This window comes from Paraflavitalea pollutisoli, assembly GCF_029360705.1.
GTDB classification, from domain to species: Bacteria; Bacteroidota; Bacteroidia; order Chitinophagales; family Chitinophagaceae; genus Paraflavitalea; species Paraflavitalea pollutisoli.
In genome coordinates this window covers 319,986-345,368 of record NZ_JARKMX010000003.1, presented here as the reverse complement: position 1 = coordinate 345,368, position 25,383 = coordinate 319,986, and the positions used below count along the sequence as shown (strand labels likewise).

General features: G+C 50.7%; 23 protein-coding genes. 10 read left to right on the top strand and 13 right to left on the bottom strand.

From position 1 onward, the window contains the following. Nucleotides 1-51: 51 nt before the first annotated feature. Nucleotides 52-1,677, bottom strand: a complete 1,626-nt coding sequence (locus tag P2W70_RS09235; RefSeq protein ID WP_276481158.1) for a hypothetical protein — start codon at nucleotides 1,675-1,677, stop codon at nucleotides 52-54. Beyond that, nucleotides 1,655-2,215 (bottom strand): RNA polymerase sigma factor, encoded by a 561-nt coding sequence (locus tag P2W70_RS09230; RefSeq protein WP_276481157.1) that lies wholly within the window; start codon nucleotides 2,213-2,215, stop codon nucleotides 1,655-1,657. The genes P2W70_RS09235 and P2W70_RS09230 overlap by 23 nt, the downstream gene beginning before the upstream one ends. A 90-nt stretch (nucleotides 2,216-2,305) precedes the next feature. Between P2W70_RS09230 and bioA the strand changes: the two genes are divergently transcribed. Continuing rightward, complete coding sequence (gene bioA / locus P2W70_RS09225) at nucleotides 2,306-3,583, top strand: adenosylmethionine--8-amino-7-oxononanoate transaminase (protein WP_276481156.1); 1,278 nt, start codon at nucleotides 2,306-2,308, stop codon at nucleotides 3,581-3,583. Nucleotides 3,584-3,632: 49 nt separating this feature from the next. Next, nucleotides 3,633-4,469 (top strand): class I SAM-dependent methyltransferase, encoded by an 837-nt coding sequence (locus P2W70_RS09220; protein WP_276481155.1) that lies wholly within the window; start codon nucleotides 3,633-3,635, stop codon nucleotides 4,467-4,469. Here the strand turns inward: P2W70_RS09220 and P2W70_RS09215 are convergent. The 6 genes from P2W70_RS09215 to sppA form a co-directional block, all read right to left on the bottom strand. Next, entirely contained in the window at nucleotides 4,466-4,684 is a 219-nt protein-coding gene (locus P2W70_RS09215) for a toxin-antitoxin system YwqK family antitoxin (RefSeq protein ID WP_276481154.1), read from the bottom strand. The genes P2W70_RS09220 and P2W70_RS09215 overlap by 4 nt on opposite strands. Before the next feature lie 112 nt (nucleotides 4,685-4,796). Beyond that, complete coding sequence (locus P2W70_RS09210; protein WP_276481153.1) at nucleotides 4,797-5,429, bottom strand: HEAT repeat domain-containing protein; 633 nt, start codon at nucleotides 5,427-5,429, stop codon at nucleotides 4,797-4,799. 190 nt (nucleotides 5,430-5,619) lie between these two features. Beyond that, on the bottom strand, nucleotides 5,620-6,123 hold the full coding sequence (locus tag P2W70_RS09205; protein WP_276481152.1) for a DUF2911 domain-containing protein: 504 nt from the start codon (nucleotides 6,121-6,123) through the stop codon (nucleotides 5,620-5,622). A gap of 36 nt (nucleotides 6,124-6,159) precedes the next feature. Beyond that, nucleotides 6,160-6,654 (bottom strand): SRPBCC family protein, encoded by a 495-nt coding sequence (locus P2W70_RS09200; protein ID WP_276481151.1) that lies wholly within the window; start codon nucleotides 6,652-6,654, stop codon nucleotides 6,160-6,162. 22 nt (nucleotides 6,655-6,676) lie between these two features. Next, nucleotides 6,677-7,783, bottom strand: a complete 1,107-nt coding sequence (locus P2W70_RS09195) for an ABC transporter permease (RefSeq protein WP_276481150.1) — start codon at nucleotides 7,781-7,783, stop codon at nucleotides 6,677-6,679. 55 nt (nucleotides 7,784-7,838) lie between these two features. Next, nucleotides 7,839-9,593 (bottom strand): signal peptide peptidase SppA, encoded by a 1,755-nt coding sequence (gene sppA / locus P2W70_RS09190; RefSeq protein ID WP_276481149.1) that lies wholly within the window; start codon nucleotides 9,591-9,593, stop codon nucleotides 7,839-7,841. A gap of 60 nt (nucleotides 9,594-9,653) precedes the next feature. Here sppA and folK point away from each other — a divergent pair, with 60 nt between their 5' ends. From folK to P2W70_RS09175, 3 genes are all read left to right on the top strand, one after another. Next, a complete protein-coding gene (gene folK, locus P2W70_RS09185) occupies nucleotides 9,654-10,139 on the top strand; it encodes a 2-amino-4-hydroxy-6-hydroxymethyldihydropteridine diphosphokinase (RefSeq protein ID WP_276481148.1) in 486 nt (161 codons plus the stop codon). 85 nt (nucleotides 10,140-10,224) lie between these two features. Next, nucleotides 10,225-10,857: a deoxynucleoside kinase gene (locus P2W70_RS09180; protein WP_276481147.1), complete on the top strand. Its 633-nt coding sequence runs from the start codon at nucleotides 10,225-10,227 to the stop codon at nucleotides 10,855-10,857. Nucleotides 10,858-11,499: 642 nt separating this feature from the next. After that, the gene (locus tag P2W70_RS09175) at nucleotides 11,500-12,750 is read left to right on the top strand and encodes an MFS transporter (protein WP_276481146.1); all 1,251 of its coding nucleotides are present in this window, start codon (nucleotides 11,500-11,502) and stop codon (nucleotides 12,748-12,750) included. A gap of 38 nt (nucleotides 12,751-12,788) precedes the next feature. Here P2W70_RS09175 and P2W70_RS09170 read toward each other — a convergent pair whose 3' ends face one another. Continuing rightward, on the bottom strand, nucleotides 12,789-15,011 hold the full coding sequence (locus P2W70_RS09170; protein WP_276481145.1) for a cation:proton antiporter: 2,223 nt from the start codon (nucleotides 15,009-15,011) through the stop codon (nucleotides 12,789-12,791). A 109-nt stretch (nucleotides 15,012-15,120) separates the two neighbouring features. Beyond that, entirely contained in the window at nucleotides 15,121-15,609 is a 489-nt protein-coding gene (locus P2W70_RS09165) for a YkgJ family cysteine cluster protein (RefSeq protein ID WP_276481144.1), read from the bottom strand. 141 nt (nucleotides 15,610-15,750) lie between these two features. Between P2W70_RS09165 and P2W70_RS09160 the strand changes: the two genes are divergently transcribed. Together P2W70_RS09160 and P2W70_RS09155 are read left to right on the top strand one after the other, a co-directional pair. Continuing rightward, entirely contained in the window at nucleotides 15,751-16,683 is a 933-nt protein-coding gene (locus P2W70_RS09160) for a sterol desaturase family protein (protein WP_276481143.1), read from the top strand. Nucleotides 16,684-16,850: 167 nt separating this feature from the next. Beyond that, complete coding sequence (locus P2W70_RS09155) at nucleotides 16,851-17,783, top strand: sterol desaturase family protein (protein ID WP_276481142.1); 933 nt, start codon at nucleotides 16,851-16,853, stop codon at nucleotides 17,781-17,783. Nucleotides 17,784-17,829: 46 nt separating this feature from the next. Here the strand turns inward: P2W70_RS09155 and P2W70_RS09150 are convergent, their stop codons facing one another. Next, nucleotides 17,830-18,666 (bottom strand): DUF3667 domain-containing protein, encoded by an 837-nt coding sequence (locus tag P2W70_RS09150; RefSeq protein ID WP_276481141.1) that lies wholly within the window; start codon nucleotides 18,664-18,666, stop codon nucleotides 17,830-17,832. Between the two features lie 130 nt (nucleotides 18,667-18,796). Between P2W70_RS09150 and P2W70_RS09145 the strand changes: the two genes are divergently transcribed. Both P2W70_RS09145 and P2W70_RS09140 read left to right on the top strand, forming a co-directional pair. Further along, nucleotides 18,797-19,801: a virulence RhuM family protein/type II toxin-antitoxin system death-on-curing family toxin gene (locus P2W70_RS09145; RefSeq protein WP_276481140.1), complete on the top strand. Its 1,005-nt coding sequence runs from the start codon at nucleotides 18,797-18,799 to the stop codon at nucleotides 19,799-19,801. A gap of 322 nt (nucleotides 19,802-20,123) precedes the next feature. Next, nucleotides 20,124-20,510: a hypothetical protein gene (locus tag P2W70_RS09140; RefSeq protein WP_276481139.1), complete on the top strand. Its 387-nt coding sequence runs from the start codon at nucleotides 20,124-20,126 to the stop codon at nucleotides 20,508-20,510. A 40-nt stretch (nucleotides 20,511-20,550) separates the two neighbouring features. Here the strand turns inward: P2W70_RS09140 and P2W70_RS09135 are convergent, their stop codons facing one another. Both P2W70_RS09135 and P2W70_RS09130 read right to left on the bottom strand, forming a co-directional pair. Then, nucleotides 20,551-21,285 carry an O-methyltransferase gene (locus tag P2W70_RS09135; RefSeq protein ID WP_276481138.1) on the bottom strand — a complete coding sequence of 245 codons (735 nt, stop codon included), beginning with the start codon at nucleotides 21,283-21,285 and terminating at the stop codon, nucleotides 20,551-20,553. A 120-nt stretch (nucleotides 21,286-21,405) separates the two neighbouring features. After that, on the bottom strand, nucleotides 21,406-21,885 hold the full coding sequence (locus P2W70_RS09130; protein WP_276481137.1) for a nucleoside 2-deoxyribosyltransferase domain-containing protein: 480 nt from the start codon (nucleotides 21,883-21,885) through the stop codon (nucleotides 21,406-21,408). 616 nt (nucleotides 21,886-22,501) lie between these two features. On the opposite strand from P2W70_RS09130, the gene gcvP reads away from it, so the two are divergent. Further along, nucleotides 22,502-25,381, top strand: coding sequence for an aminomethyl-transferring glycine dehydrogenase (gene gcvP / locus P2W70_RS09125; RefSeq protein WP_276481136.1), 2,880 nt, complete (start codon nucleotides 22,502-22,504; stop codon nucleotides 25,379-25,381). Nucleotides 25,382-25,383 lie beyond the last annotated feature (2 nt).

The window sequence follows — 25,383 nt, the reverse complement described above, 5'->3', positions numbered from 1 at the left end:
AAAAAGGGTTTCTTATCTGACAGCAGAATGTTTACAACCGTTGCCTATACCCTATTTTTTCAGCAATACCCTGGCCCGCAGCCCTACAGACCACTGGTGCTGACCGGTGGAGAAATCTTTCACCAGCATGGGTGTCATATTGTAGCGCATTACGGGTCCCAGTGATACCGGGTAATTGGTCTGATTAAACAACTTCAGGTAGAAACCGGCAGAAGCTGTCCATTGCGTTTTATTGAAGAGGGCATCATCCTTATAGTAAACATTACCGATGCCATCATAGTGCAGCGCCGTGGTGCTTAATAAGTGCATGGCCGAGAGGCCTACATCTACCCCAAAAGGCAGATGCCTGCCCTCATTGAGTTGTGCGTGCAAGGTGACAGGCAGTTCGAGGTAATGATACTTATTGGTGTACTTATTGGTAGTGGACGCAGAATTGTCGTAATAAGAGTTTACCAACCGGGAGGAGGCCGGCGCCTGGTTGACCGTGCGGTCATTGTTAATCTTGTTACCTACTACCTGGCGGGCGGTGAGCAAGGTATACTGAAGACCCGCTGAAAGGCTCAACCGGTTACTCAGCTTACGCTGTGCAAAGGCACCGATCGAGAATGACGGCCCCATGGACAGGGAAGAAGCTCTGTTGACGGGTGGGCGGGGAAACTGCGGGGCGAAGGCCTGGCTATTCCCTATACTGTTGTAATTGGGCGCAGCTGCCAGATCGGGCACTGCTGCTTCCTTTTCCAGGAATCCAAAGAGACCATCTGAACTGACGCCGGAAGCACCCCCTTCGGCGGTAACCCCGAATTGCCATTTCGATTCTTTATTGCTTTCCTGCTTACGTTGAACAGGTGTTGCTTTGGCGACAACCGGTGTTTTGGCAGCAGGCGTAACGGCCGCTGTGGTCGTAGCACTATCGGTACGGGTGCTGTCGGTGATCGTTGCCTGTGCAAGGTCTGTATCCGTAGCAGGCACTGCAGCGGTCAGGGTGGAATCCGTGTGTGCTGTTTTGTCTATATCCTGGTCGACCTGCTTCGTCACTGGTGCAGGAACGTTCACACCAGATAAGCTGGCGGCTGCGGATGGTTTGCGGCCGGCCAGGTCTTTGTCGTTGCTTTGCTGGCGATGTTTATTGTTCTTCGCGGTATGGTTGTTCTTGTTGTTACGGGCGGGGCGAACGGTGGCGAACTGCTGGTGCGTGGCAACGTGATCATCGGCTTCGGGCGCACGAACAGGCTGTTTGGCTGATTTTGTATCGGCCACTGCGGATGTACCATTGCTGGACGGGCCGGTGGCAGCAGGGGCAGTCACGGTCTCTGGCGCTGCAGTCGTGGCGGTATTATTATCGGGTACCGTTTGATCGGTTGGTGTAGAAGTAGAATTATCGGTCGATGGTATTTGATTTGGTGAAACAGGTGTGTTGGCGGGTTGCGTGGTTTCCACGGTTTGTGCCGTCATCGCTGGCGACGCATCATGCCGGGTTGTTTGCTGCAGGGCGAGGTAGCCTCCGGCAATCATTACCAAAAGAGCAGCAGGCAGCCAGATCAATAACCGGCGGCGGCGCTTTTGGAGGCGGATATTTCGCTCCACCTCTGCCCACACTGCGGTGGAAGGACGCAACTTCAGTTGCTCCAGCCGCAGCTGAACTTGTTTCTCAAAATCATGGTCGGACATACGTTTCATTTTTGGTTTCCATGTTTTGCTTTCTCAACCAGGTGATGAGCAAAGCACGGGCACGGGCATATTGTGAACGGGAAGTGCCTTCGTTGATACCGAGCATCTTTCCGATCTCTACATGTGAAAAACCCTCCACGGCGTGGAGGTTGAATATTGTTTGATAACCTGTCGGTAATTGTCGTATCAGTTCGGCCAGGTCCTTGGCCAGTAATTTCACCTCCGGATTGTCTGATGATACAGGATGCAGGCTCGTGTCGAAATAAGCCAGGTCGGTCTGGTAGCGACTGTTCTTTTTGAGGTAATTGAGGGCCGTATTGACCATGATGCGCCGGATCCATCCTCCCAGTTCGCCCTCTGCCTTGTACTGATCCAGGTGCTTGAAAACTTTGATAAATCCTTCCTGCAACACATCTTCGGCATCGGTCATCGACTTTGTATATCGATAGCAGATACCCAACATCCCTTCGGCAAAATGCTCGTAGAGTTGTCGCTGGGCATCCGCTCGCCCCTTTATACAATCTTTAACCAGCCTGTTATAATCCATTTTCGTACACCACTTGACAATTTACAATCCCCGGACGTTGCACCCCGGGCTCTTTTTTGCCGCGCCAGCCTGGTCCCTTACCTTTACTTCATGGCAAATTCATTGAGAATCAGGGACAAGCAAGTAATCTGGCATCCTTACACGCCACAAAAGTACATGCCTGATCCAATTCCCATAGTAAAAGGTGATGGAACCTACATATTTGACGATGAAGGCAACGCCTACCTCGATGCCATTTCCAGCTGGTGGGTTACCCTGCACGGCCATGCCCACCCATACATTGCAGAAAAGATCTATAAACAGGCACTGACCCTGGAACAGGTCATCTTCGCCGGATTCACCCACGAACCAGCCGTTTTACTGGCAGAAAGGCTGTTAAAGGTATTGCCGGGAGAGTTTTCCCGTATTTTTTACTCCGACAACGGATCGACCGCCACGGAAGTGGCGCTCAAAATGGCGCTGCAATATTGGTGGAATAAAGGCATTCAGCATCGAAAAAAAATCCTTGCTTTCAATCATTCGTACCACGGCGATACGTTTGGCGCGATGAGTGTCAGCGAACGCAGTGTTTTTACCCTTGCCTTCCAGGAGAAGTTGTTTGAGGTGCAATTCGTGGATATTGCCCGAACGGCCGACGTGTTGCAGGACCTGAACTGGAACGAGGTGGCCTGTGTGATCTACGAACCCCTGGTGCAGGGTGCCGGTGGCATGTTGATGTATGAACCGTCGGCCCTGGATGCCTTCCTGCAGCAATGCCATGCGCACGGCGTGATTTGCATTGCCGATGAGGTGATGACGGGGTTTGGCCGTACCGGCCGCCTGTTTGCCTCCGACTACCTGACGGAGCAACCTGATATCGTTTGTCTTTCAAAAGGACTGACCGGCGGTACGATGGCCCTTGGGGTAACGGCCTGTACCCAGGAGATCTATGAAGCCTTTCTCGAAGAGGATAAACTGAAGACCTTTTTTCATGGCCATTCTTTTACGGCCAACCCCCTGGCCTGTGCCGCCGCACTGGCGAGCCTCGACCTATTGCAGGAAGACGACTGCCAACAACGCATTCAGCGCATTTCGGCGCAACACCAGGCTTTTGCAGCTACCCTGGGTAGCCTGTTTCCCGCTGCTACCAAAAATATCCGTTGCCGGGGAACCCTGTTGGCGTTTGAGCTGGTCCAGGGAAAAGATGAATACCTCAACCATATCAGCCGGGAGATCACGGTGATGGCGCTATCCAAAGGCGTGTACCTGCGTCCGTTGGGCAATACGGTATACCTCATGCCGCCCTATTGTATTACGGAAGCCGAATTGAACCAGGTATATGAAGTGGTTACAGCCATCGTTGCGACTTTCCAGGCGAGAAGCGTATAGGTAAAAGCGAAGCCCCAAAATATAGTATCTTGCCTCCCTACAGCTAATCATGAAAGAAAAAGCCAAGCAACTGCTCAAACAAATTGGGTGGTACCATCCATTGCAATCACTGTACAGGAATACGCGGTTACAGCTGACCAACCTGCGGTACCGGATCCTATACCGCAAATACAGCGGTAGTGGATTTACCTGCAATTTCTGTGGCGCCTCCTACAGTCAATTCGTACCCGAATATCCGTCTAACGACATCGCCCCGGTTATCTATGGCCAGAAGGTCATTGCAGGCTTTGGGGAACACGTATATTGCCCACGTTGCCTGAGTAAGAATCGTGACAGGCTGGTAAAAGTGGTGTTGGACCATTACCTCGACAGCAACCACAAAAGAGTGCTGCACTTTTCACCCGAAAAACAATTATTCGCCAATCTCTCCCGGCGATCCATGGTGACTACCGTAGATATCGAACCGGGATTTTATAAGTCCATCGACAAATCGATCACATTTGCAGACGCAACACAACTTCAGTTTGCAGATAACAGCTTCGACATCATCATCGCCAATCATATTTTGGAGCACATCCCCGATGACCGGAAAGCGATGCGGGAAATATACCGGGTGCTGCAGCAACAGGGTGTCGCGATTTTGCAGGCGCCCTGGTCTCAAAGCCTACCGGCTACGATTGAAGAGCCGACGATCGCAGACCCTATCCAGCAAGCCAGGTTATTTGGACAAAGAGACCATGTCAGGATCTACACCCTCGACGACTACGTAGAACGGCTAACTGCTGCAGGCTTTGCCGTGCGGGTGATCTCCGCCGTTGAACTGACCACTTACAGCCACCATGCCATCCAGGCAGGTGAGCCTGTGGTATTGGGCTATAAGATCTAATACCGGTGCATTTGGGTAACCGACAGATATGTACTCTTGTAATAAACGATCGGACCTACCACCACATCATCTTTGTACAGGCAACTGACCGCGATATTGCCCTCCTCATCGAAAAAGATCCAGTCTCCCTGTTTCTTTTTTTGTTTGTCGACATGGTTGGCTTTGATCTTTCCGATCCGGATATCCGATTGGGCATTGGCTGGTGGGGCTGACATTGCAAGCAGTATAAACAGTACAAAACTGCAGCGGAGGGGTAGGGTCAGGTTCATGCTTAAAAATAATGAACGCGCCACAACCCGATGTTACTTAAATATTAAGTGTAGCTGGTTAGCCTTGTTTGCTAAGCTTTTTGATCACCTGCTCCACTCTTTTGCGCCTGCTTTCTTTGTCGATGTCGGGCAATCTTTTGGTGAGGGTTGCCACAAAAGCTGGTCGATTGCCGGGGGAGATGACGGGCAAGGCTCTTTCGGCATACATGGGTAACTGGTTGGTGGCACAACCTGCCAATTGTTCGAGCAACAGGGAAAATGTGTCTTGCTGATACGCTTTCTGCGCACTGAGTTTGATCAATATGTTGACAGCATGGTCTTTCGTGATGACGGAGCCCTTATCAGCTGCCTGTAGTATTTGGGGTAAGGCCTTGTGTACGAGGGCTGGTTTTTCTGTCGCTACGGCATCGAGGGCAGTCATGGCCCCCCATTGCAGGCGGTTGTTCTTGTGCGACAGCAGGTCAATGAACACAGGGGTATAAGCGGCAATCAGTGCGGGGCGCTGTTCCCCTACTTCATACAATACTTTGATGCTGTCGCTCTGGACGTCCTTGCTTTTGTGTTGCAGCAACGCTACCAGCTCTTCAACCGCTTCTTTGTCCTGTTCTTTAACAATACGGGCTGCCAATGCCGTATTGGGTGCTTCATCACGCTGGCCCAGCGATGACGCCAGTTGATCTACTATTGCCATGTCACACTGTTTTATTAAAGATAAACTTTCCGGATCATACCTACGGTATAGGTAGATCAACTGGTTATGCAGCAAAGCGGGGCAACTTATCCGCATAAAAAAAGCGGCCCCGAAAGGCCGCCTCCTGTTTTGCTATAACCAGGATTGTATGTTGTGCAGCGGAGCCATTGGCCCGTGCATTAAAAGGCAATTATTCTACATTGAATGCTACTTCAGTATCGCCCCACAGCAACGCCACCTTACCAGCTTTGCTGATGGTGAAGGTCATACGCTCAGTCGTAGCGGGTGCTTTGGTGGGCTTAACTTTTACACGGAAAGCATCTTTGCCTTCGGGGTACATAGTTCCCCAACGAGGTACTTCTTTATTGATGATCACTTCCCATTCGCTTTCGCCGGGAAGGGCCCAGAGGCTGTATTTACCAGCGGGCAGTGCGTTGCCATTTACTTTTACGTCTTTGCTCACTTCGATGGTGGTAGGCTCGTTGGCGCCTGCTCTCCACACTTTGCCATAAGGCGCTACTTCTTTACCAACACTGCGGCCTTTCAGGGCAGGCTGGCTGTAATTGATCGTAATGGTGGTACCCTTGGTGGTAGTTTCGGTCACCGTAGCCGGGGGACTTGGCTTGGCATTCTGAGCCAGCGTAGTGGAAGTTGCCAGGGCAACAATCGCAGAAAGGAATAATAGCTTTTTCATATAAACGTGTTTATTAGTGAACGTGAATGTAAGGTATCAGGGAGCTTGTTCCAGCAACTTTTTGAGTTCTGCCAGCGATTGCTCCATCGGCGGCCCTAATTGCTTATCAAAAATGATGCTACCAAATTTTTCCCAGGGGTACCATTTGAGGTGAAAGTCGAAATACCATTGAACCACAGTGGTGTTATCAACGGTATGCAGGTTGAATCCGCTCTCGATGGTACGGCCTTCTTTTTGCTGCCAGGTTGTGGTGATGGAATCGGCCCGGGCTTCCCGGAGCTTCACGGTAAGCTCGTCGCTCGTAATGGTATTCGCCGCATATTGCTGGTTGAGCACACCGGCGACATTGGTGAGCGCATTCCACTGTTTCCAGTGCCGCAGGTCAGCCAGGCGGTCATGAATACTGTCTTTCGGCGCTATGATGTTCACGGCCCTCGACACCCGGATTTCACCCGGTATCAGCAGGGAGATCGCAAAGATCACGATAAACAAACCGACGATACTGATCAGGCCTAACTTTACAAATCGCATATTGGATATTTAGTAGCGGGAATTACTCCCATTTGAATACTTTGACGGCCACTGCATAAACGCCTATGCCCCACAGCACCAGTACGCCAATCTCGAGTCCACAATCGGTGAGGTGGGCGCCTTCGAAGGCAATGTTGCGCATGGCATTGTTCATATGGGTCAGTGGCAGGATGCGGCACAGCGGCTGCAGCCAGGAAGGGAAATTATCGATGGAAAAGAAAGTACCGGCCAGCAGGAACTGGGGCAAGGTGAACATATTGGCCATCAACGGGATCACACTTTCGTTTTTCGCTACACTGCTGACGATGAACCCGAAGCCCAGGAATACCAATAGCCCGATGGCACTCAGTACCAGGATCTCCAGGATGGTCAATACCCCGTGTATCAGGGTGAAATGGAAAATGAAATGCCCCACGAGCAGGATTACGATGGCCGTAATCATCCCGAAGAACAAGCGGGCAAATCCTTCGCCCAGTACGATATAGGTACGCTTAATGGGCGTAGCAAAGAACCGTTTCAATACCAGTGTTTGCCGCATATTGAAGAATACAAAGGCTACGCCGAACACACCGGCGCTCATCAGGGAGAAGCCCAACTGACCGGGTAAGATGAAATCGATCTGGCGGTAGATACGTCCGGGGATCATCTCTGTTTGCTTATCAATCTCTACCAATGTCTTTTGCTTGCCATAGACCTTTTGGTCGGCAGCCCGTACGTTCGATTCAAAGATCGAACGCATCACCGCCAGGTTCTGCGGATTCACCGCTCCCGAGCTTTTAAAGGTGAGTTTGTATAGCGACAGGCTGTCCTTGCTGGGTTGAATATTGAGGATGGCTGCGATGCGCCCTTTTTCCAGGTCTTCCAGTAGTTCCTTTTCGGGTTTGTCGACGATGCGAATGCCCGGTGCCTGTTTGATAGACTGGTACATAGGCGCTGTCGTATCTGCCTTTGGATCGAAAGCGATCCGCACGTTAATGCCGCCTCCACCGCCAATGAACCCAAACACGAGGATGAAGATCATTGGGAAGAAAAGACTGAACGTTACAGCGCTGGGACTTCTGAAAATACCTTTCAGGCTGGCCCTGGTGATGGCCAGCATTGCCCGGAACTGACTATAAGGTTGCGGCATGGGGATCGACTGGTTAAATGAGCAGCAAAGCTATGGCTTACAACGGGAAAACTTGTTATTCGATGGTAAATTCAAAGGGTAACCTGGTTTGTGTAACGCCCACCAGGGCTTTAGCCCGCTTGAGGGTATTGTAGGTCTTGATGCCGCTGGCACCCAGTTCTTCCCGGATAGCCGATTGTTTGGCGTTTTGCTGGTAGTCGCCAAAGATCCGTTCGAACAGGCTGCGTGCCTCGGGGAATTCTTTCAGACCATATCCCGATATGCGGGCCAGTTTGGCGGCACATTCGATGGCGTCATCAAGGCCACCCAGGCGGTCGACCAGTCCCAGTTCCAGGGCGCGGGTACCACTCCAGATGCGGCCCTGGCCAATGCTGTCTACAAACTCCAGGCTCTTTTTACGACCGTCGGCCACCCGTTGTTTGAAGGTATGGTAGATCGTATCGACATCATTCTGGAAGTACTGGCGTTGTGCAGGGGTAAGTGGCTTGGCCACCGACAGTTGGTCGGCATCGGGGGAGGTCTTTACCCCATCGAAGGTCATGCCCAGTTTGTTCTTGAAGAAGTTCTGCATATTGGGCAACAGGGAGAATACGCCGATAGAACCGGTGATGGTATTGGGTTGCGCAAAGATGCTGTCGGCATTACAGGACATATAATAGCCGCCGGAGGCCGCCACATCACCAAAGCTCACGACGACGGGTTTGTCTTCCCGCGCCATCTTGATCTCGCGCCAGATGTTCTCACTGGCCATGGCGCTGCCACCGCCTGAGTTGACACGGATCACAATCGCCTTCACTTCAGTATCGAGGCGTGCTTTGCGGACCAGGTTGCGGTAGGTATCGCCGCCGATATTTTCCTGGTCGCCCTTGCCATCGACAATATCGCCTTCTGCATAGATCACGGCAATCTTCTTTTCGCCGGTGGATTTATAATCGACTGCCGCTGCATATTTCCCGGCTGTGATGAAATTGATCTTATCGTATTTGCTCACCTTGAGGCGTTCCTTGATCTCATCCTTCACTTCATCGTCGTATTTCAGTCCGTCGACGAGTTTCAGGTCGAGCGCATTCTGTGCGTAGCGAACGCTGTTTTCATTGGCATACTGGTGCAAGGTGGCGGTATCGATCTTGCGGGTGTTGGAAGCCTGCTGCAGGAAATGACCATAGAGGTCATTGAGGATGACTGTAGACTGAAGGCGGTTGGCGTCGGTCATCTTTTCTTCGCGGAAAGGCTCGGTGGCGCTTTTGAATTTGCCGGCGAAAAAGATCTGCGGTTCTATCTCCAGTTTTTCCAGCGTGCCCTTCAGGTAAACCATCTGCATCGACATACCGTGCCAGTCGAGGCCACCTTTGGGATTGCAGTAGATCTTATCGGCCACATTGGCGACGTGATAGGCATTCTGGGTGATCACATCGGCGTAGGCGTAAATGAACTTGCCGCTGGATTTGAAATCGAGCAGTACGTTGCGCAGCTCGTCGCTGGCACCAAATCCATTGCCATTGCCGCCGGCCTTGATATAGATGCCTTTTACGGAGGAATCGGTTTTGGCGTAGCGGATCAGCCGTACGGTTTCATAGAGCGAAGGCAGTGAATATTGATCTCCACCACCAAAGCCTGCCAATGGGTTCTCTTTCTTCACCTCGGAGAAAGTTTGCGACAGGTCGAGTACCAGGACGGCCTTTTCGCCGGTCGTTTCTTTCTTCTGCGCTGTTAACCCCGACACAAAGCCCATGGTGATGAAGAACATGATCACCGTAAACAGAAAAAGCGCAGCGAGGGAAGCCAGGAATATTTTCAGGAAGCTATTCATCAACTAATTGATTTTAATACAAAATTCAAAGATATTTGCCCCTTCGGGATTGTGCAATATATGAATAAAGCGTATTTACTGATAGGCGGCAACGTGGGAAACAGGCCCCTAAACCTGCAACAGGCTGTAAAAGCCATCGACGAACGCTGTGGAAGGGTGATCCGCCAATCGTCGGTGTACGAAACGGCCGCCTGGGGTAAAACGGACCAGCAGGCCTTCCTCAACCAGGCCCTGGCCATCGAGACGGCCTTACCGGCCGAAAACCTGCTGCAAGCCGTGCTGGACGTGGAAACATCCCTTGGCCGCATCCGGGAGGAACGTTACGGCCCCCGGGTGATCGATATCGATATTATCTTTTTTAATGATGCCGTCATCGATCTACCGCAACTGACGGTCCCCCACCCTGAAGTGCAAAACCGGCGGTTTGCGCTGGTACCACTGGCAGAGATTGCACCCGGCTTCCTCCATCCCCTGTTGCACCAAACCATCTGCGAATTGCTGACCGACTGCCCGGACGAACTGCCCGTGAAATTATTTGGGATCTAACTTTTCCACAAATTGCCTTCAGCATGCCGGGGTCTGTGTCCATTTCCTTTATTTTGGCAGGCGTTGACGATTCCCGCACTTATTTATGAATTATCACTTTATTACTATCGAGGGCAATATCGGGGCGGGTAAAACCACCCTATCGCATTTGCTGGCTAAAAAATACAATGCCCGCCTGATCCTGGAAGCTTTTGCAGACAATCCGTTTCTCAGCAAATTTTACGAGAATCCAACGCAGTACGCTTTTCCGCTCGAATTGTTCTTTATGGCGGAACGTTACAAACAGCTCAAAGAACTGATCCATACCAAAGACCTCTTTCAGAGCGTCACGGTCACCGATTACCTGTTTACCAAATGCCTGCTCTTTGCCAAAGTAAACCTGCCCGAAGAGGAGTTTCGCCTTTACCAGAAATTATTCGATATCATCCATCAGCAGATCACACAGCCGGAGATCCTCATCTACCTCCATGCGCCGGTCAACAAGCTGCAGTTCAACATCCGCAAGCGCAACCGTCCTTACGAGCAGGCTATTCCCGATGAATACCTGTTCAAGATCCAGGAAACCTATACGCATTACATCAAGCAGCACAACATTAAAACACTGTTTGTTGATGCTAGCAATGCCGATTTCCTGGGCAATGAAAAACACCTCAAGGTGATCACCGATGCGCTGGAAAAGGACTACGATTACGGACAGCATTACCTGACTTTGCCCTGATGGATTGCTTTATCCGATAGTTTCTGCCGACCTTTGCCGCCGAGATCCTGGCTGATCTCATCATCTGCTTTGTTTTGCGGCTGCTCTTTGAGCATTCCAGGGACTACCTTTTGCCAGGCCTCCGCCATCATATGTGTTGCCCGCTAACCCATCTGCATGACGATCCGTTCATTTATAGGCGTAAATGATTGATTTAGAAAAGTTGTGCTATTTTCATTACACTTCCATGGGAGCGAGTAGGGAGCGGCATGGAAGCGAGTAGGGAGCGGTACCTTCCGGTTGCTCCAAAACACGCTCTTTTACCCGTCGCTGCTGGCCCCAGGCATATCTCCTCCTGCCGTTTTTGGTGAAAATGGCCTCGTTTTAATCATTGAGCTATTTATACGGGATCGGTACGGGAACGGTACGGGATGGGTACGGGAACGGTGCGGGTGCGGGGGCTGCTCAAAACGATCAAAACGGGGCAAATGTACGGTCGCGTGCAGGGGGAATCCAAGTTTTCAGCAAAATGTCATGACATGGGCCGTCGCCGTTTTTTTGACTGAAGGGTCTTGTACGATCCCGGACGGGTGAGCCCCTATCTTGCCCCCTGTTAACCAACCCACAACGGTCAAAAACGGGGAATGCTTTATTTTTGCGGCCATGGAAACCGAACAGCCCAGTCTCAACAGTCCATTCGCCGCCGTCCGCATCACCGAATTCCGCTACTTCATCATTCAACGCTTTTTCTTCATCATGGCCATGCGCATGGTTGCTACCATGGTGTTGTGGAAGATCTACCTGCTCACCAAAGATCCGTTGCAGGTATCGCTGGTGGGGTTGTCGGAAGCCATTCCGGCTATTTCCCTGGCCTTGTACTCGGGCCATGTGGTCGACAAGAGCAACAAACGCAACCTGCTGTTCCGCAGCATTCTCTTGTACCTGTTGTGTGTGACCGCGCTGCTGTTCATCAATTTCCCATCGGTTGAAGCCAATATGGGCAAGCACTTCGTGCAGTATGGCATCTACCTCATTATTTTCTGCACGGGTGTCATCCGTTCTTTCTCGGGCCCCACCACGAGTTCCTTCCTCGCGCAACTGGTTCCCAAAAGTTTATTGCCCAATGCGGTAACCTGGAGTTCTACCACCTGGTTGTCGGGCTCGGTGCTAGGTCATGGATCGGCTGGTTTGCTGATCGCCTATGTCGGTTACTCCCAAACTTTGCCGATCGTGATGGGCTACCTCGCTATTTCAGCGATCTGCGTGTGGCTTATTAAACCCAAGCCCATTCAACACACCAATGCGGAGCAGAAGACCTGGGAGAGTGTGAAGGAAGGATTGAAGTTTGTTTGGAATACGAAAGATCTGCTGGGTGCTTTTCTGTTGGATATGCTGGCCGTATTGTTTGGCGGTACAGTAGCGTTGCTGCCTTTCTTTGCTGCAGAGATTCTGCATGTGGGTCCGGTTGGTTTTGGCTGGCTCAACGCGGCTACCGACATCGGCTCCATGATCATGATCCTGTCGCTCACCTTCTTCCCCATCAAAAGAAAACAGGGCCTTACGCTACTCTATGTGGTGGCGGGTTATGGGTTGTGCATCGTCATCTTCGGTTTCTCGAAAGTATTCTGGCTCTCGTTCATTGCCTTACTGGTCAGTGGTATGCTCGATGGCATCAGTGTGGTGATCCGCGGTACCATCCTGCAATTAAAAACGCCCGACAATATGCGCGGGCGTGTATCTTCTGTCAACTCGATGTTCATCAACTCGAGCAATGAGATCGGCCAGGTGGAGAGTGGACTTGCCGCACGCCTGTTGGGCGTTGTGCCCTCCGTGATCTTTGGCGGCGCCATGACCTTGCTGGTCGTGGGTGTGATGTGGTTCAAGGCGCCGTCGCTGCGGAAGTTTGAGTATTAGGAAAGGCAGTGAGTCAACGAGGCAGAAAGGTAAAGACGTTATTCCTTCATTAGTTTCTGCAACTGCTTGCGTTCGCCCACGATCCAGACTACATCATCCCATTCGAAGATGGTGGTAGAGTCGGGATTGAGGATGCGTTCGCCATTGCGTTCGATGCCGACTACCAATCCATTGACGGTTTCGCGGATGCCCGATCCGCGGATGGATTTACCGCGCAGGTCGGTATGTTCATCGATGATCAGTTTGTTGAGCGTAATATCTTCCCTGGCAATTTGTGTATCGATACCGGTGATCTCCATCTCTACCACTGTGCGGAATTTTTCGAGCTGTACGTCGGTACCGATCACCGATATGTTATCGTAGGGAAAGATCTTTTCATTGCGGGTAGGCGCATAGACGGTGCGCTTACCTCTTTCGATCGACGCGATGTTCACACCATATCGTTCGCGCCAGGCGAGTTCCTGCAGGGTATGGCCCACATTGGGCGACTCGGGCGGTATGGTGAAATAAGCGATGTGGGCATCCCAGGGCGACAGGTCGGGTACGCCATTGGTGGTTCCTTCCCGCTCGTTGAGGTTGGACATGAACCGCTTTTCGATGCGCGAATAAAAGGATTGCAGTCTCCGGGAAAAGATCAGCAATACTACAATGATCACCGGCAATACGGCAAACAGTGCTACCATGGCTGTGAAGAGCCGATCGACCAGGAACCCCACCAGCAATACCAGTAAGATATTGCGGATCACTTCTAGCATCACCAGCGGACCGTGGTTGTATTTTTTATCGAGCCAGAGGTTGGCATACGCAAAAGAATTCGGGCGACGGATCGCGAGCGCCCACAGAAAGGGTGCTACGGCAATCAACGTAATGAAACAGGTAAATACGGACGACAGGGTTGGACTGGAAACATATTCACTGATCAGCGGCCATAGGAATTTTTCCGACAGCAATACGAGGGCGATCACTATCACCGAGTTGACCACCATCACGGAGATATAATTGCGCAATACGATCTTCCAGTCGCTTTCGGCCTGGATGGTTTGGGCACCGGTACCGTATTGATTGATGGCTGCCTTCCACCGTTGGGGCAGTTTTGCCTCCAACAAATTGTACAAGGGCTCGGAGAACTTGATGAGGTAAGGGGTCGTAAAGGTGGTGATGGCAGAAATGGCTACCGCGATTGGATAGAGGAATGCACTGGTTACATTGAGGGTGAGACCGAGCCCTGCGATGATGAAAGAGAATTCACCGATCTGTGCGAGACTCATACCCGATTGCAAGGACTGCTTCAAGGGTTGGCCCGATAATAGAGCGCCCGCCGTTGTACTGAGTATCTTACCCAGGATGGTCACTACTGTAAGGATCAACACGGGCCATTTGTACTCGACAATGGTACCAGGATCAAAAATGATTCCGACAGACACGAAAAAGACAGCTGCGAAAAGGTCCTTCACGGGTTTGATGAGGTGTTCGATCTTTTCGGCCATGGTGGTTTCTGCAAGGATAGACCCCATTACGAAGGCGCCCAGTGCCGGCGAAAAACCAACATTGGTGGCCAGCACCACCATGCCCAGGCAAAGCCCCAACGATACGATGAGCAAGGTTTCTTCACTCATGAGTTTACGGGCTTTCTGCAGAAAGGTGGGCAATATAAAAATGCCGGAGAGGAACCAGACGGCCAGGAAGAAAACCAGTTTCATCAACGATATCAGCATTTCGCCACCTGCAAATTTCTGGCTTACTGCAACGGTAGAGAGGATCACCATCAATAAGATGGCTACTAGGTCTTCTACGATGAGTACGCCAAACACGATGCCCGCGAATCGCTGGCTCTTGATGCCGAGCTCTTCAAACGCGCGTATGATGATGGTCGTGGAAGAGATAGACAGGATACCACCGAGGAATAAGCTATCCATCGTTGACCATCCCATCAGTCGGCCTACGAGAAAGCCAATGCCCAGCATACCGGCGATCTCTACGATCGCGGTAATGGAAGCAGTACCTCCGATGCGCATGAGTTTTTTGAAGCTGAACTCCAGTCCTAAACTAAACAGCAGGAATACGACGCCGATCTCTGCCCATACGGATACACTTTTTTCATCGGAGATGGTGGGCGTCCAGGGAATATTATGACCGACCAGTAATCCCGCGAGGATATAACCCAGTACTACCGGCTGCTTCAGTTTTCTGAATATGAGCGTAGTAATACCGGCTACCCCCAAAATCAGGGCGAGATCTATGATCAGGTTTGGCAAGTGCATGGGCTCTCTGGGTTTATCTCGTCTAAAAATCTACTATGAGCAAAATGATATCCGCTGATAATACAAATAATGTGAACCAGTTGTTGAATGGGTAGTGGCGATTTCCGGATTATTTCGCTGTTGTTTGCAGCAATTTTTCCATCACGTAGTAGGTGGCCGGGCAAAAGCTGGCATTCTTCAAAGTGAGTTGCGGTCTTTTCAACAGCACATCTTCATCCGTATAGGGGAAGCGCTCGCAATCGGAGGGACGTTGCTCATAGATCGAACAAAAATTATCGCTGCCGAGAAACGGGCAGGGCGATGATTTCACGACATAGTCTCCATCTTCATCGAGGCGCAGGTAAGTATCAATAAAGGCACTTTCCTTCATCCTAAGGTGTTTGCTGATGCGCTTGATATCGGGCGTTTTAAAACGCGGCGAATAGTTCTTACAGCAGGCAGCACACTGTAAACAGTCTACCTTACTGAAAGCTTCTTCGTGCAGTTCGGGCAATTGTCTCAACACTTTGTTTTTGTCAGCTTGCTTCAGGAACTGCTTGTACTGCTTTTGATTAGCAGCCGCTTTTTTTTGCCAGTTATCGTTTAAATTTATCTGCATCCGCTAAATCATTCCACAGGAGCCAATTATACAGCCCCGGGATTTATGACACGATTAGAATCTGATTAGATTTTGTTTCCAGCCCGCAAGTTACTGAACCCAGGCAGGATTGTATGGTACTTTTTTTGATTGGGTGACGGCATGGGCTCCCTTACACAGCAGCTACTGGTATTGATCACCACCCCTTTATACGCCATTATCATTGGGGTAGAGATCATCCTCAGCAATCTCCACCACACCCATAGTTACCGTACCCGAGACACTTTCCACAATTTTGCCCTCAGTCTTTGCGGCGGCCTGGTCGACCTGGTGATGCGTGGAGTCAGTTTTGCCCTGCTGACGTTTGCGTTCGGGTATCGCTTTTTCCAAGCCGGTCATGGATTCCTGTATTGGCTGGGGCTGTTGCTGCTCGTCGATATGATGCATTACTGGCTGCACCGGCTAGGGCATACCTGTCGCCTGTTCTGGGCCGTGCATGTCAACCACCATTCTTCCCAGCACTTCAATTTTACGGTTGGTTTCCGGGCGGGTGTACTTGAACCGCTGTACCGGTTCCTGTTTTTCATTCCCATCGCCCTGCTCGGCTTTCAGCCTATCGATATCTTATTGATGTATTCCATTACCGAAATATGGGCTATTCTCACGCACACTGAAAAGGTGCGCAAGCTGGGTTGGCTGGAGTATATTTTTGTGACCCCTTCTCACCACCGGGTACACCATGCTTCCAATGTCAAATACCTCGACCGGAATATGGGAACTGCTTTCATTTTCTGGGACAAGTTCTTTGGCACCTTCCAGGAGGAGCTGCCTGATAACAAGTACGAAGCGATCCGCTATGGGCTCACCACGCAGCCGCAGCATGATACTATTCCCTATCTTATCTTTCATGAATGGTCGGCCATCTGGCGCGACGTGCGACAACCAGGGCTTACCGCCTGGCAACGATGGATGTACGTATTTGGCCCTCCCGGGTGGAGTCATGACGGCAGCCGCTCTACCAGTGATCAGTTGCGGGCCAGGGAGTCCAGGCCGATGTGGGTACCACCCGCCAGTGTCGATAACCCCCACGGGTAAACTTTTCGTTTTAAGCTTTTATTAAGGTGGGTGCGAAAGGGTGCCGTCCTATTAGAATTTCCTTGTATGTTGTTCAGTAACAATATGATCGGTGGTCAAGATAAGTACCAACCCGTCTGCAGTTTTTGGCAAAACATTTACCGCCAGTTGCTTACTTTTGTCCCCACATGGATTCACTACGCGAACAGTTACTGATCCTGATCAGTACTCCGATCTACCTCATCATCATCGGCCTGGAAGTATTGCTCAGCAATTACCGGCACCGTAAATTGTATACGTGGAAAGACACGGCTGTCAATTGCTACCTGATGTTGATGAATGGGGCACTTGATCTGTTATTCCGTGGTGTTTATATCATCGTGCTCGACTATTTCTACCGGCACCAGATCTTCTCCTTCAGCCATGTGCTGGTGTATTGGTTCATGCTGGTATTGCTGGAAGATTTCCTGTACTACTGGCTACACCGCTTTGACCATGAGGTCCGCCTTTTCTGGGCCGTGCATGTGACGCACCATTCTTCGGAGCACATGAACTTTACCGTGGGATTCCGTTCTTCTGTATTTCAGCCGCTGTACCGTTTCATTTATTTCATCCCACTGGCCCTGATGGGATTTTCTCCTGTCGATATAGTGTTCGTGTATTCGGCCACGCAGATCTGGGGCATCTTCGTTCATACTGAGCTGATCGGTAAAATGGGCTGGCTCGAGCATGTGCTCGTGACGCCTTCGCACCACCGGGTTCACCACGCTTCCAATGTAAAATACCTCGATAAGAACATGGGCATGTTCCTGATCATCTGGGACAAGCTGTTTGGCACCTTCCAGGCCGAATTGCCTGCGGAAGAATACCAGCCGATCAAGTACGGTCTTACTTCTCCGATCAAGAAGGAAACGCCGGTGACGGTGGTCTTTCATGAGTGGCAGAGTATCTTCAAAGACGTTAACCGCGCCGATATTGGCTGGAAAGAGAAGTTTGGGTATGTATTTGGCCCTCCCGGCTGGAGCCATGACGGCAGCCGACTCACGAGTGAACAACTGCGCGAGGTAGAGGCTGGTAACTTGCCGGAAGAGCCTGTTACTGTAAAAGCTTCCGGTAAATAACCGGCGAGGCCGCGCGGTTCGTTTGCTGGGCGCAGTATCGTTGCGCTTAATGACTGCCGAATATTCTTCCAAAGAATTTATAGAAATCCCAGCTTTGGTAGATGTAGATTGCTGTTATGGTGAGTGAGAACATGAACCAAAACGCGATCGCGAAGAGGCTTACCAGGAATGACCTGGTGCGTGCTCCTATGCTGTGTAGCTGGAAAAAACCATTGTAGCACCACCAGAGGTAGAGTATCTGGAATAGCATGCCGAGAAAAGGCAGCCTGTAGCCCAGTGGGCTATCCTTCAACAACGCTTTTAACGGAAATATCAGCACCACCATCAGCAGGTTGGCGAATACCACAAACAGCATATTGGCCGTGAGGTGTTCGGCATAATTGAACCCGCGCCGGTAGTAGCACAACCAGGAGATGAGGGCTATGAGCGGTACGGCTACCATGGCCACGAAATTGGCCTTGCCGGTCAGGATGTACTGCATCTGGTTGGCCCGGTGCAGTATGCCGATGTAGTTCTCCCGGCCTTCGGCCGTGGGTATGCGGGCGAGTATGGCAGGATCCGGATGCACTTCGGGAATGGACCGTACGAAAAACGGATCGACGAGTACATACACGGCCATCACGATCAGGAAGAAGGTGAAGGGATTGAAGTAGGCTTTGCGCCGGCCGTGCAGGTATTCACGGGCGGTGAGGCCGGGGCGGGTAACCAGGCATTTCAACAAGTGGAAAATTCCTTTATCAGTATGTGTGAAGGCATGGAAGAATTCATGGAAGAAATGGGGCATAGAAAACCGGTGGATGGCGGTTTGCTGACCACATTGGGAACAAAAACGCTGTTCTGGCTGCAGGTGGGCCTGGCAGTTTAAGCAGTTGTTGGTGTGCATGGGTTTTGTTGGCTTACTTCCGAAAATAAGGAAATAATGGGGGAGCATCAAGTTAAGTATAGGTCATGAAACTTTATCCTATAAACCACATCCGAATCTTCCCATACACCGTATGTAGAAAACATTTACATTGAGTAAGCTTATGGAACAGGGTAAAATCGTCATATATCAGACAGCGGATGGTCAGACAAACATTGAAGTAGCTTTAGCGCTTGATACCGTGTGGCTTGATCAGCAACAACTTACAGATCTATTTCAAACAGATCGAACTTCTATTTCTAAACACATAAAAAATATATATAAATCTGCTGAGTTAAAGGAGGAATCAACTTGTGCAAAAATTGCACAAGTTCAAAAAGAAGGAAACAGAGAGATCAAACGAAAGGTCACCCGTTACAACCTGGATGTTATAATTTCTGTTGGCTATAGAGTCAATTCCGTTCGCGGTACTCAGTTCCGTATTTGGGCTAACAAGATATTAAAGGACTACCTGACACAAGGATATGCTTTGAATGAAAAATTTTTGCAGGAGCAGGTTCAGCAATTAAAAAATCTAAAGCGAACTGTCGGCATCCTTAATAATGTAGTTGAATCCACCTCCCTAACTTCAGAAGAAGCCACCGGGCTACTAAAGGTTCTGTCAGATTACGCCTATGCTTTGGATGTGTTGGATAGGTACGATCATCGCACGTTAACTATTGAGGCAATTCGCCAACGATCCTTATTCACAGCAACTTATGATGAAGCCATGTCTGCCATTCACAGCCTGAAAGATAAATTTGGAGGTAGCAAGTTATTTGGCAATGAAAAGGATGAATCGTTTAAAGGTTCGATTGCAGCGATCTACCAATCCTTCGATGGGTCGGACCTTTATCCAAGCGTAGAGGAAAAGGCGGCTAACTTCCTATACTTTGTCGTTAAGAATCATTCGTTTTCAGACGGCAATAAAAGGATTGCGGCCTTCCTGTTTGTTTGGTTTCTGGATAAAAATGGTATTCTCTACAGGGAGGACGGTTTCAAGAGGATTGCAGACAACACACTGGTTGCACTCACCTTAATGATCGCAGAAAGCAAGCCTGATGAAAAAGACATCATTACGCAGGTTGTTGTGAACTTGATTAATGGTAACAACTAGGTTGCCCTTGTTGCTGAACGCTTTAGCAACGAGCACATTACCGCCTGAACTTAACGGCTATCAATATGCCTTACTAAATAGCTCACAACATGCTGCATCGCGGTTTGTCAGTGGACAGGACCTGTCCCGATAAATGACTAACTTCATACGTCCTGGGCCCTACCCTTCGTCAACGTTCCCCCTTACCCCATGGTGATATTACAAATCAGTATTATGAGCCGGATTGCCCTTTTGCTTTGGCTGGTGTTATTTATTACGCGCCTGGCGTTCGCGCAGCCCGTTATCAAGCAATCAAGAGCGCTTCCTGGTTGAAAAGTCGTTGTTGTGGAAGGCGGTATTTACGCGAGACGCAGATAGCTGTAAGGAGTACGCACGGCAGGCGTTGGCAACAGCCACCAGCCGTAAAAAGGATTTCTTTATTGGTAAGTATGCGGGGTATGATCCGCTGGATGATATTTTTCTGTCGCTGGAAGGTTCAGCCATGTGGGCGCAATACCGATTGATGCTAACCAACCCTCCTGAGGGCATGCGGCAGGATGTAGTGCTGGAGTGGCTGTTGCAGCGATCAGCTTCCTGGTCGCAGGAAGAGGGCCTGGCCATCTTCTTGTTGATCGATCGCCTGGCGCCGGGCTGGCAACGGGACTTCTTCGGGAAAACATTGCCACGGGCTTTTTCGTATTTGCGCAATGTGGTGGATGGCAAGGATTGAAATAAGGAAATAATGGGGTTGGGGTAAGCTGGCGGCCCCACTAAAAGTCTACGTGCCAATCCCAGTTCCGCTTGTCGTCGCCTTTCTTTCTGAGTGCTACACAGTGTGTGTTAAGTCCCATGTCGAAATCGGTTCTGATAACATTTTCTTTAATGTACTTCTCCGAGTAGGGCAGGTATTTAAGTGCGGTTACTATTTTACGTTTTCGACTAGGTGGCAGGTTTCCTGGAAAGGTAGCATGCACCTGGTAACTGGGAAATTGTGCTATGTAGCGCAGTAACTTACGAATCCCGGGGCAGGTCACATCATCAAATACGACCATGCCCCCTGGTGCCAACATTTTATCAATGTAGAAGAAGTCAACCAGCAGCCAATCCAGTTGCTTGGTCGAGTCAATAAAAGCAAAGTCGAACTTTTTTCCTTCTGCCAGCAATTCAGGCAACACGATGTAGCAAAATTCTTCATGGAACTGCAGCGCATGGCCAAAACCGGCCTGCTCTACAAGGTCTAGCCCCGCTCCTTTCCAGGCAGATAATTCATATTTATCGATGACGGTATGGGATCCTCCGTTGCGGGCTATTTCTTCAATGATGGCGAGGGTTGAAATACCGAAGGCAAATCCCACTTCCACCGAGCTGTTGAATTGATTGGCGCGGATGAGTTGCTGCAGGAATTCACATTGTCCCTTACTGATCCCGGAATGAACTTGCAGTGGCCCGCTATCACGTGTTGCAAAGGACTTTGTTTCGAGGATATTCTCCAAAAGGTTGTGCATATATACCCGTTTTGATAAACGCTTTGTTTATAGCGCTCAATGAATATTATACGGTCTATGCAAAGGGGTAGTAATGGTCTATTATTGAAGAACCAACTAAATATAACCAATCTTATTGATTTATTGACACTGCTGTACAATATACTCCACCGCCGCCGCCAGGTCTTTGATCTGCTGCACGCCAAACTGCTCGCAGAAGATATCGACATTACCTTTGCGCCAAAAACCATCCGGACATACCACTACTGCTTTCTGGTGGAAGGCGCCGAGCTCGAGCAAGGATACCGGCGCTTTGGTAGCAGGATCGAAATACACCAGCACGTGGTCGGCTCGTCGTAGGCCGTCCAACTCCCAGCTTACCTGCCCATAAAATTGCGGATCAGCCCGATCCTGCTTCCAGCTGGCGTCCCAATCGGGGCGGCGCGGATTCAACAGCAGCCAGTCTTCCTGTACCTCCGCCGGCAGCAAAGCGTTAAATAAAGCGATTGCCTGCGTTTGCCAATCGACAGCCGTTCCCATCTCGATGGACCCAGCTAGAAATACGGTCACCCGGTGCCCGGATTCGACGGGCTGTGGTGGCATAACTACGGAGATACTCATTTTGCGTTCGTTTGACACAAATGTAAGCCTCATTGGGGAGCTTTTCTAATTTTGTGTAAATCAAACGCAAAATAACTGCAGCGTTCAATCCAACGCTACTCAATTGTTTATCAATAGATATAAGTATATTTGGTATCCCCACTCCTGCCTTTTAATTAGCTCTTTATTGCCTGCGGATTGCCTACGGATTGCCCACTTATTGCCTACGGATTGCCTAAACGCCTTATTTTACGGGGGTTCAGGCCATATTCAGGCAATCCGGGGAAATACCGCAGGCAACCAGTGGGCAGAAAGCGGCCTTCAGGATCCATCGGGATAACCAGCCGGGGCCCTGGCTGGATCCGGGAAGGGCGATGCAACCGACTGCGGCATTGGCTGCGTCTATTGACCGGTAATCCGTGCATAGCCCTATCCGGCTGTACGTCAATGGGTTTTCCCCATTATATGCACGGTTTGCGCAAACACCTGTTCGTCTGGAATAATCAGCGTAACTTTGCACCCTTTTAGAAGGGTTACCAAAAGGTTTGTGGTCGATTCCGAGGTAGTCTTTTCCCTGCACCTCCATCGCCTCCCCGCGGTTGCTCCCATCAATAAAGCAAGAAATATAAAACTATATATGAGTCTGTTTGAAAAGCAAAACTCCGAATTTATCCGTCGCCATATTGGCCCCCGCGACCACGAAACGAAGCAAATGCTGAAAACGATCGGGGAATCCAATCTGGATGCCCTGATCAACAAAACGGTGCCCCCGGCTATTCGCATGAGCAAGGCACTGAATATTCCAGCCGGCATCAGTGAGCATGAGTACCTGCAGGAACTGAAAGAAATTTCCCTCAAAAACAAGACTTTCAAAAACTATATCGGCCAGGGTTACTATGACAACATCGTACCCAGCGTCATCCTCCGCAATGTTTTCGAAAATCCAGGTTGGTATACCCAGTATACGCCCTACCAGGCCGAAATTTCACAAGGCCGTCTCGAAAGCCTGCTGAATTTCCAGACTATGGTGGCCGACCTTACCGGTTTGCCCCTCACCAACGCCTCCCTGCTCGATGAAGCAACCGCCGCTGCCGAGGCCATGACCATGTTCTTCAACACCCTCAACCGCGACCACGACCATATCACCCGTCCCAAATTCTTTATCGACAACGATACTTTCCCGCAAACCAAGGATGTGATCGTTACCCGTGCCATTCCTGTAGGCATCGAAGTCGTATTCGGTGATTACAAGACCGCCACTTTCGATAAGTCTTACTTTGGTGCGCTGGTACAATACCCCAACGACAAAGGCGCTATCGAGGACTACCGCGCCTTCATCAATAACGTACACGAGGCAGAAGCTTATGTCGTAATGACTACCGACCTGCTGGCGCTGACGCTGCTCACCCCTCCCGGTGAACTGGGTGCCGACGTGGCCTGTGGTTCTGCCCAACGCTTTGGTGTACCCCTCGGCTTCGGTGGCCCGCATGCCGCCTTCTTCGCTGCCAAGGACGAATTCAAACGCAATATTCCCGGCCGTATCATCGGTGTGTCTATCGACGCCCAGGGTGACCGCGCGCTGCGCATGGCACTCCAAACGCGTGAGCAACACATCAAACGTGAAAAAGCTACTTCCAACATCTGTACTGCCCAGGCCCTGCTGGCCAATATGGCGGCGATGTACGCTGTATTCCATGGCCCCGATGGTCTGAAGGATATCGCAAAGCGCGTTACCGTACTCGCCAATGCCGTAGCAGAAGAACTGGAAGCTGAAGGCTATGAAGTATTGCACGACAATTTCTTCGATACCATCGTGATCAAAGTAGACGATGAAGCTGCGATCAAAGCGAAAGCTGAAAAAGCAGGCATCAACTTCCGTTACTATGGCAATAATCTCGTGGGTATCTCACTCGATGAGAGCACCAGCCACAGCGACGTGCTGGACATCCTGTTACTGCTCGATCAACCCAACGAGCACAGTGTAGCTGGCTTCAGCGTGAATGAAGACGCCGGTCTTTATCACCTGCCTTCTACCCTCACCCGTACATCAGCCTTCCTCACCCACCCTGTGTTCAACACACACCACAGTGAGACGGAGATGATGCGTTACATCAAACAACTCGAGAACAAAGATCTTTCGCTGAATACCTCCATGATCTCCCTCGGCTCCTGCACCATGAAGTTGAATGCAGCTTCCGAAATGATCCCCCTTAGCTGGGCACACTGGAGCAAGATCCACCCATTTGCGCCCCAGGATCAAACAGCTGGTTACAAGCAAATCGTTGATGAACTGAGCGAATACCTCTGCCAGATCACGGCATTCGACGCCTGCAGCCTGCAACCCAACAGTGGTGCACAGGGCGAATACGCTGGTCTGCTCGTGATCCGCGACTACTTCGAAAGCCGTGGCGAAGGTCACCGCAATGTGATGCTGATCCCCATCAGCGCACACGGTACCAACCCTGCCAGCGCTGTGATGGCCGGCATGAAGGTGGTAGTTGTAAAAGCACTGGAAAACGGTTATATCGATATCGAAGACCTGAAAGCCAAAGCTGCTCAATACAGCAAGGAGCTGGCCGGCATCATGATCACTTATCCTTCTACTTACGGTGTGTATGAAGAAACCGTGAAGGAGATCACCGACATCATCCACGAACACGGTGGCCAGGTATATATGGACGGTGCCAACATGAATGCCCAGGTGGGTCTTACTGCTCCCGGCCTCATCGGTGCCGACGTTTGTCACCTCAACCTGCACAAGACCTTTGCGATCCCCCACGGTGGTGGTGGTCCCGGCATGGGCCCCATCTGTGTGAAGCAACACCTCGCTCCTTTCCTGCCCGGCCACGTGTCGCTGCAAGGCAAAGGCGCTGTATCTGCTGCTCCTTACGGCTCTGCTTCTATCCTGCTCATCAGCTACGGTTATATCCGCATGCTGGGTCAGGAAGGTACCAGGCTGTCGACCGAATACGCGATCCTCAACGCCAATTATATGCGTGCCCGTTTGCAGGAAGAGTTCGAGATCCTGTACACCAACCACAATGGTCAGTGTGCGCACGAGTTCATCGTCGACCTGCGTCCTTTCAAGAAGAGCGCCGAGATCGAAGCGGAAGATGTGGCCAAGCGTTTGATGGACTACGGTTTCCACGCGCCTACCATGAGCTTCCCCGTACCGGGCACCATCATGATCGAGCCTACGGAGAGTGAGGATAAAGCTGAGCTGGACCGCTTCTGCGATGCCCTGCTGAGCATCCGCGAAGAGATCCGCGCTGTAGAAGAAGGCAAGGCCGATAAGAAGGACAATGTGCTGAAAAATGCACCGCATACCCAGCACGTGATCACTGCCGACGAGTGGAAGCATGCTTACAGCCGTCAAGCCGCTGCTTTCCCCCTGTCTTATATCCGCGCTAATAAGTTCTGGCCTTCCGTGGCCCGTGTCAACAACACGCACGGCGACCGCAACCTGATCTGCACCTGTGAGCCTGTTAGCTCTTATGCAGAAGTGGAAGCGCAATAAGC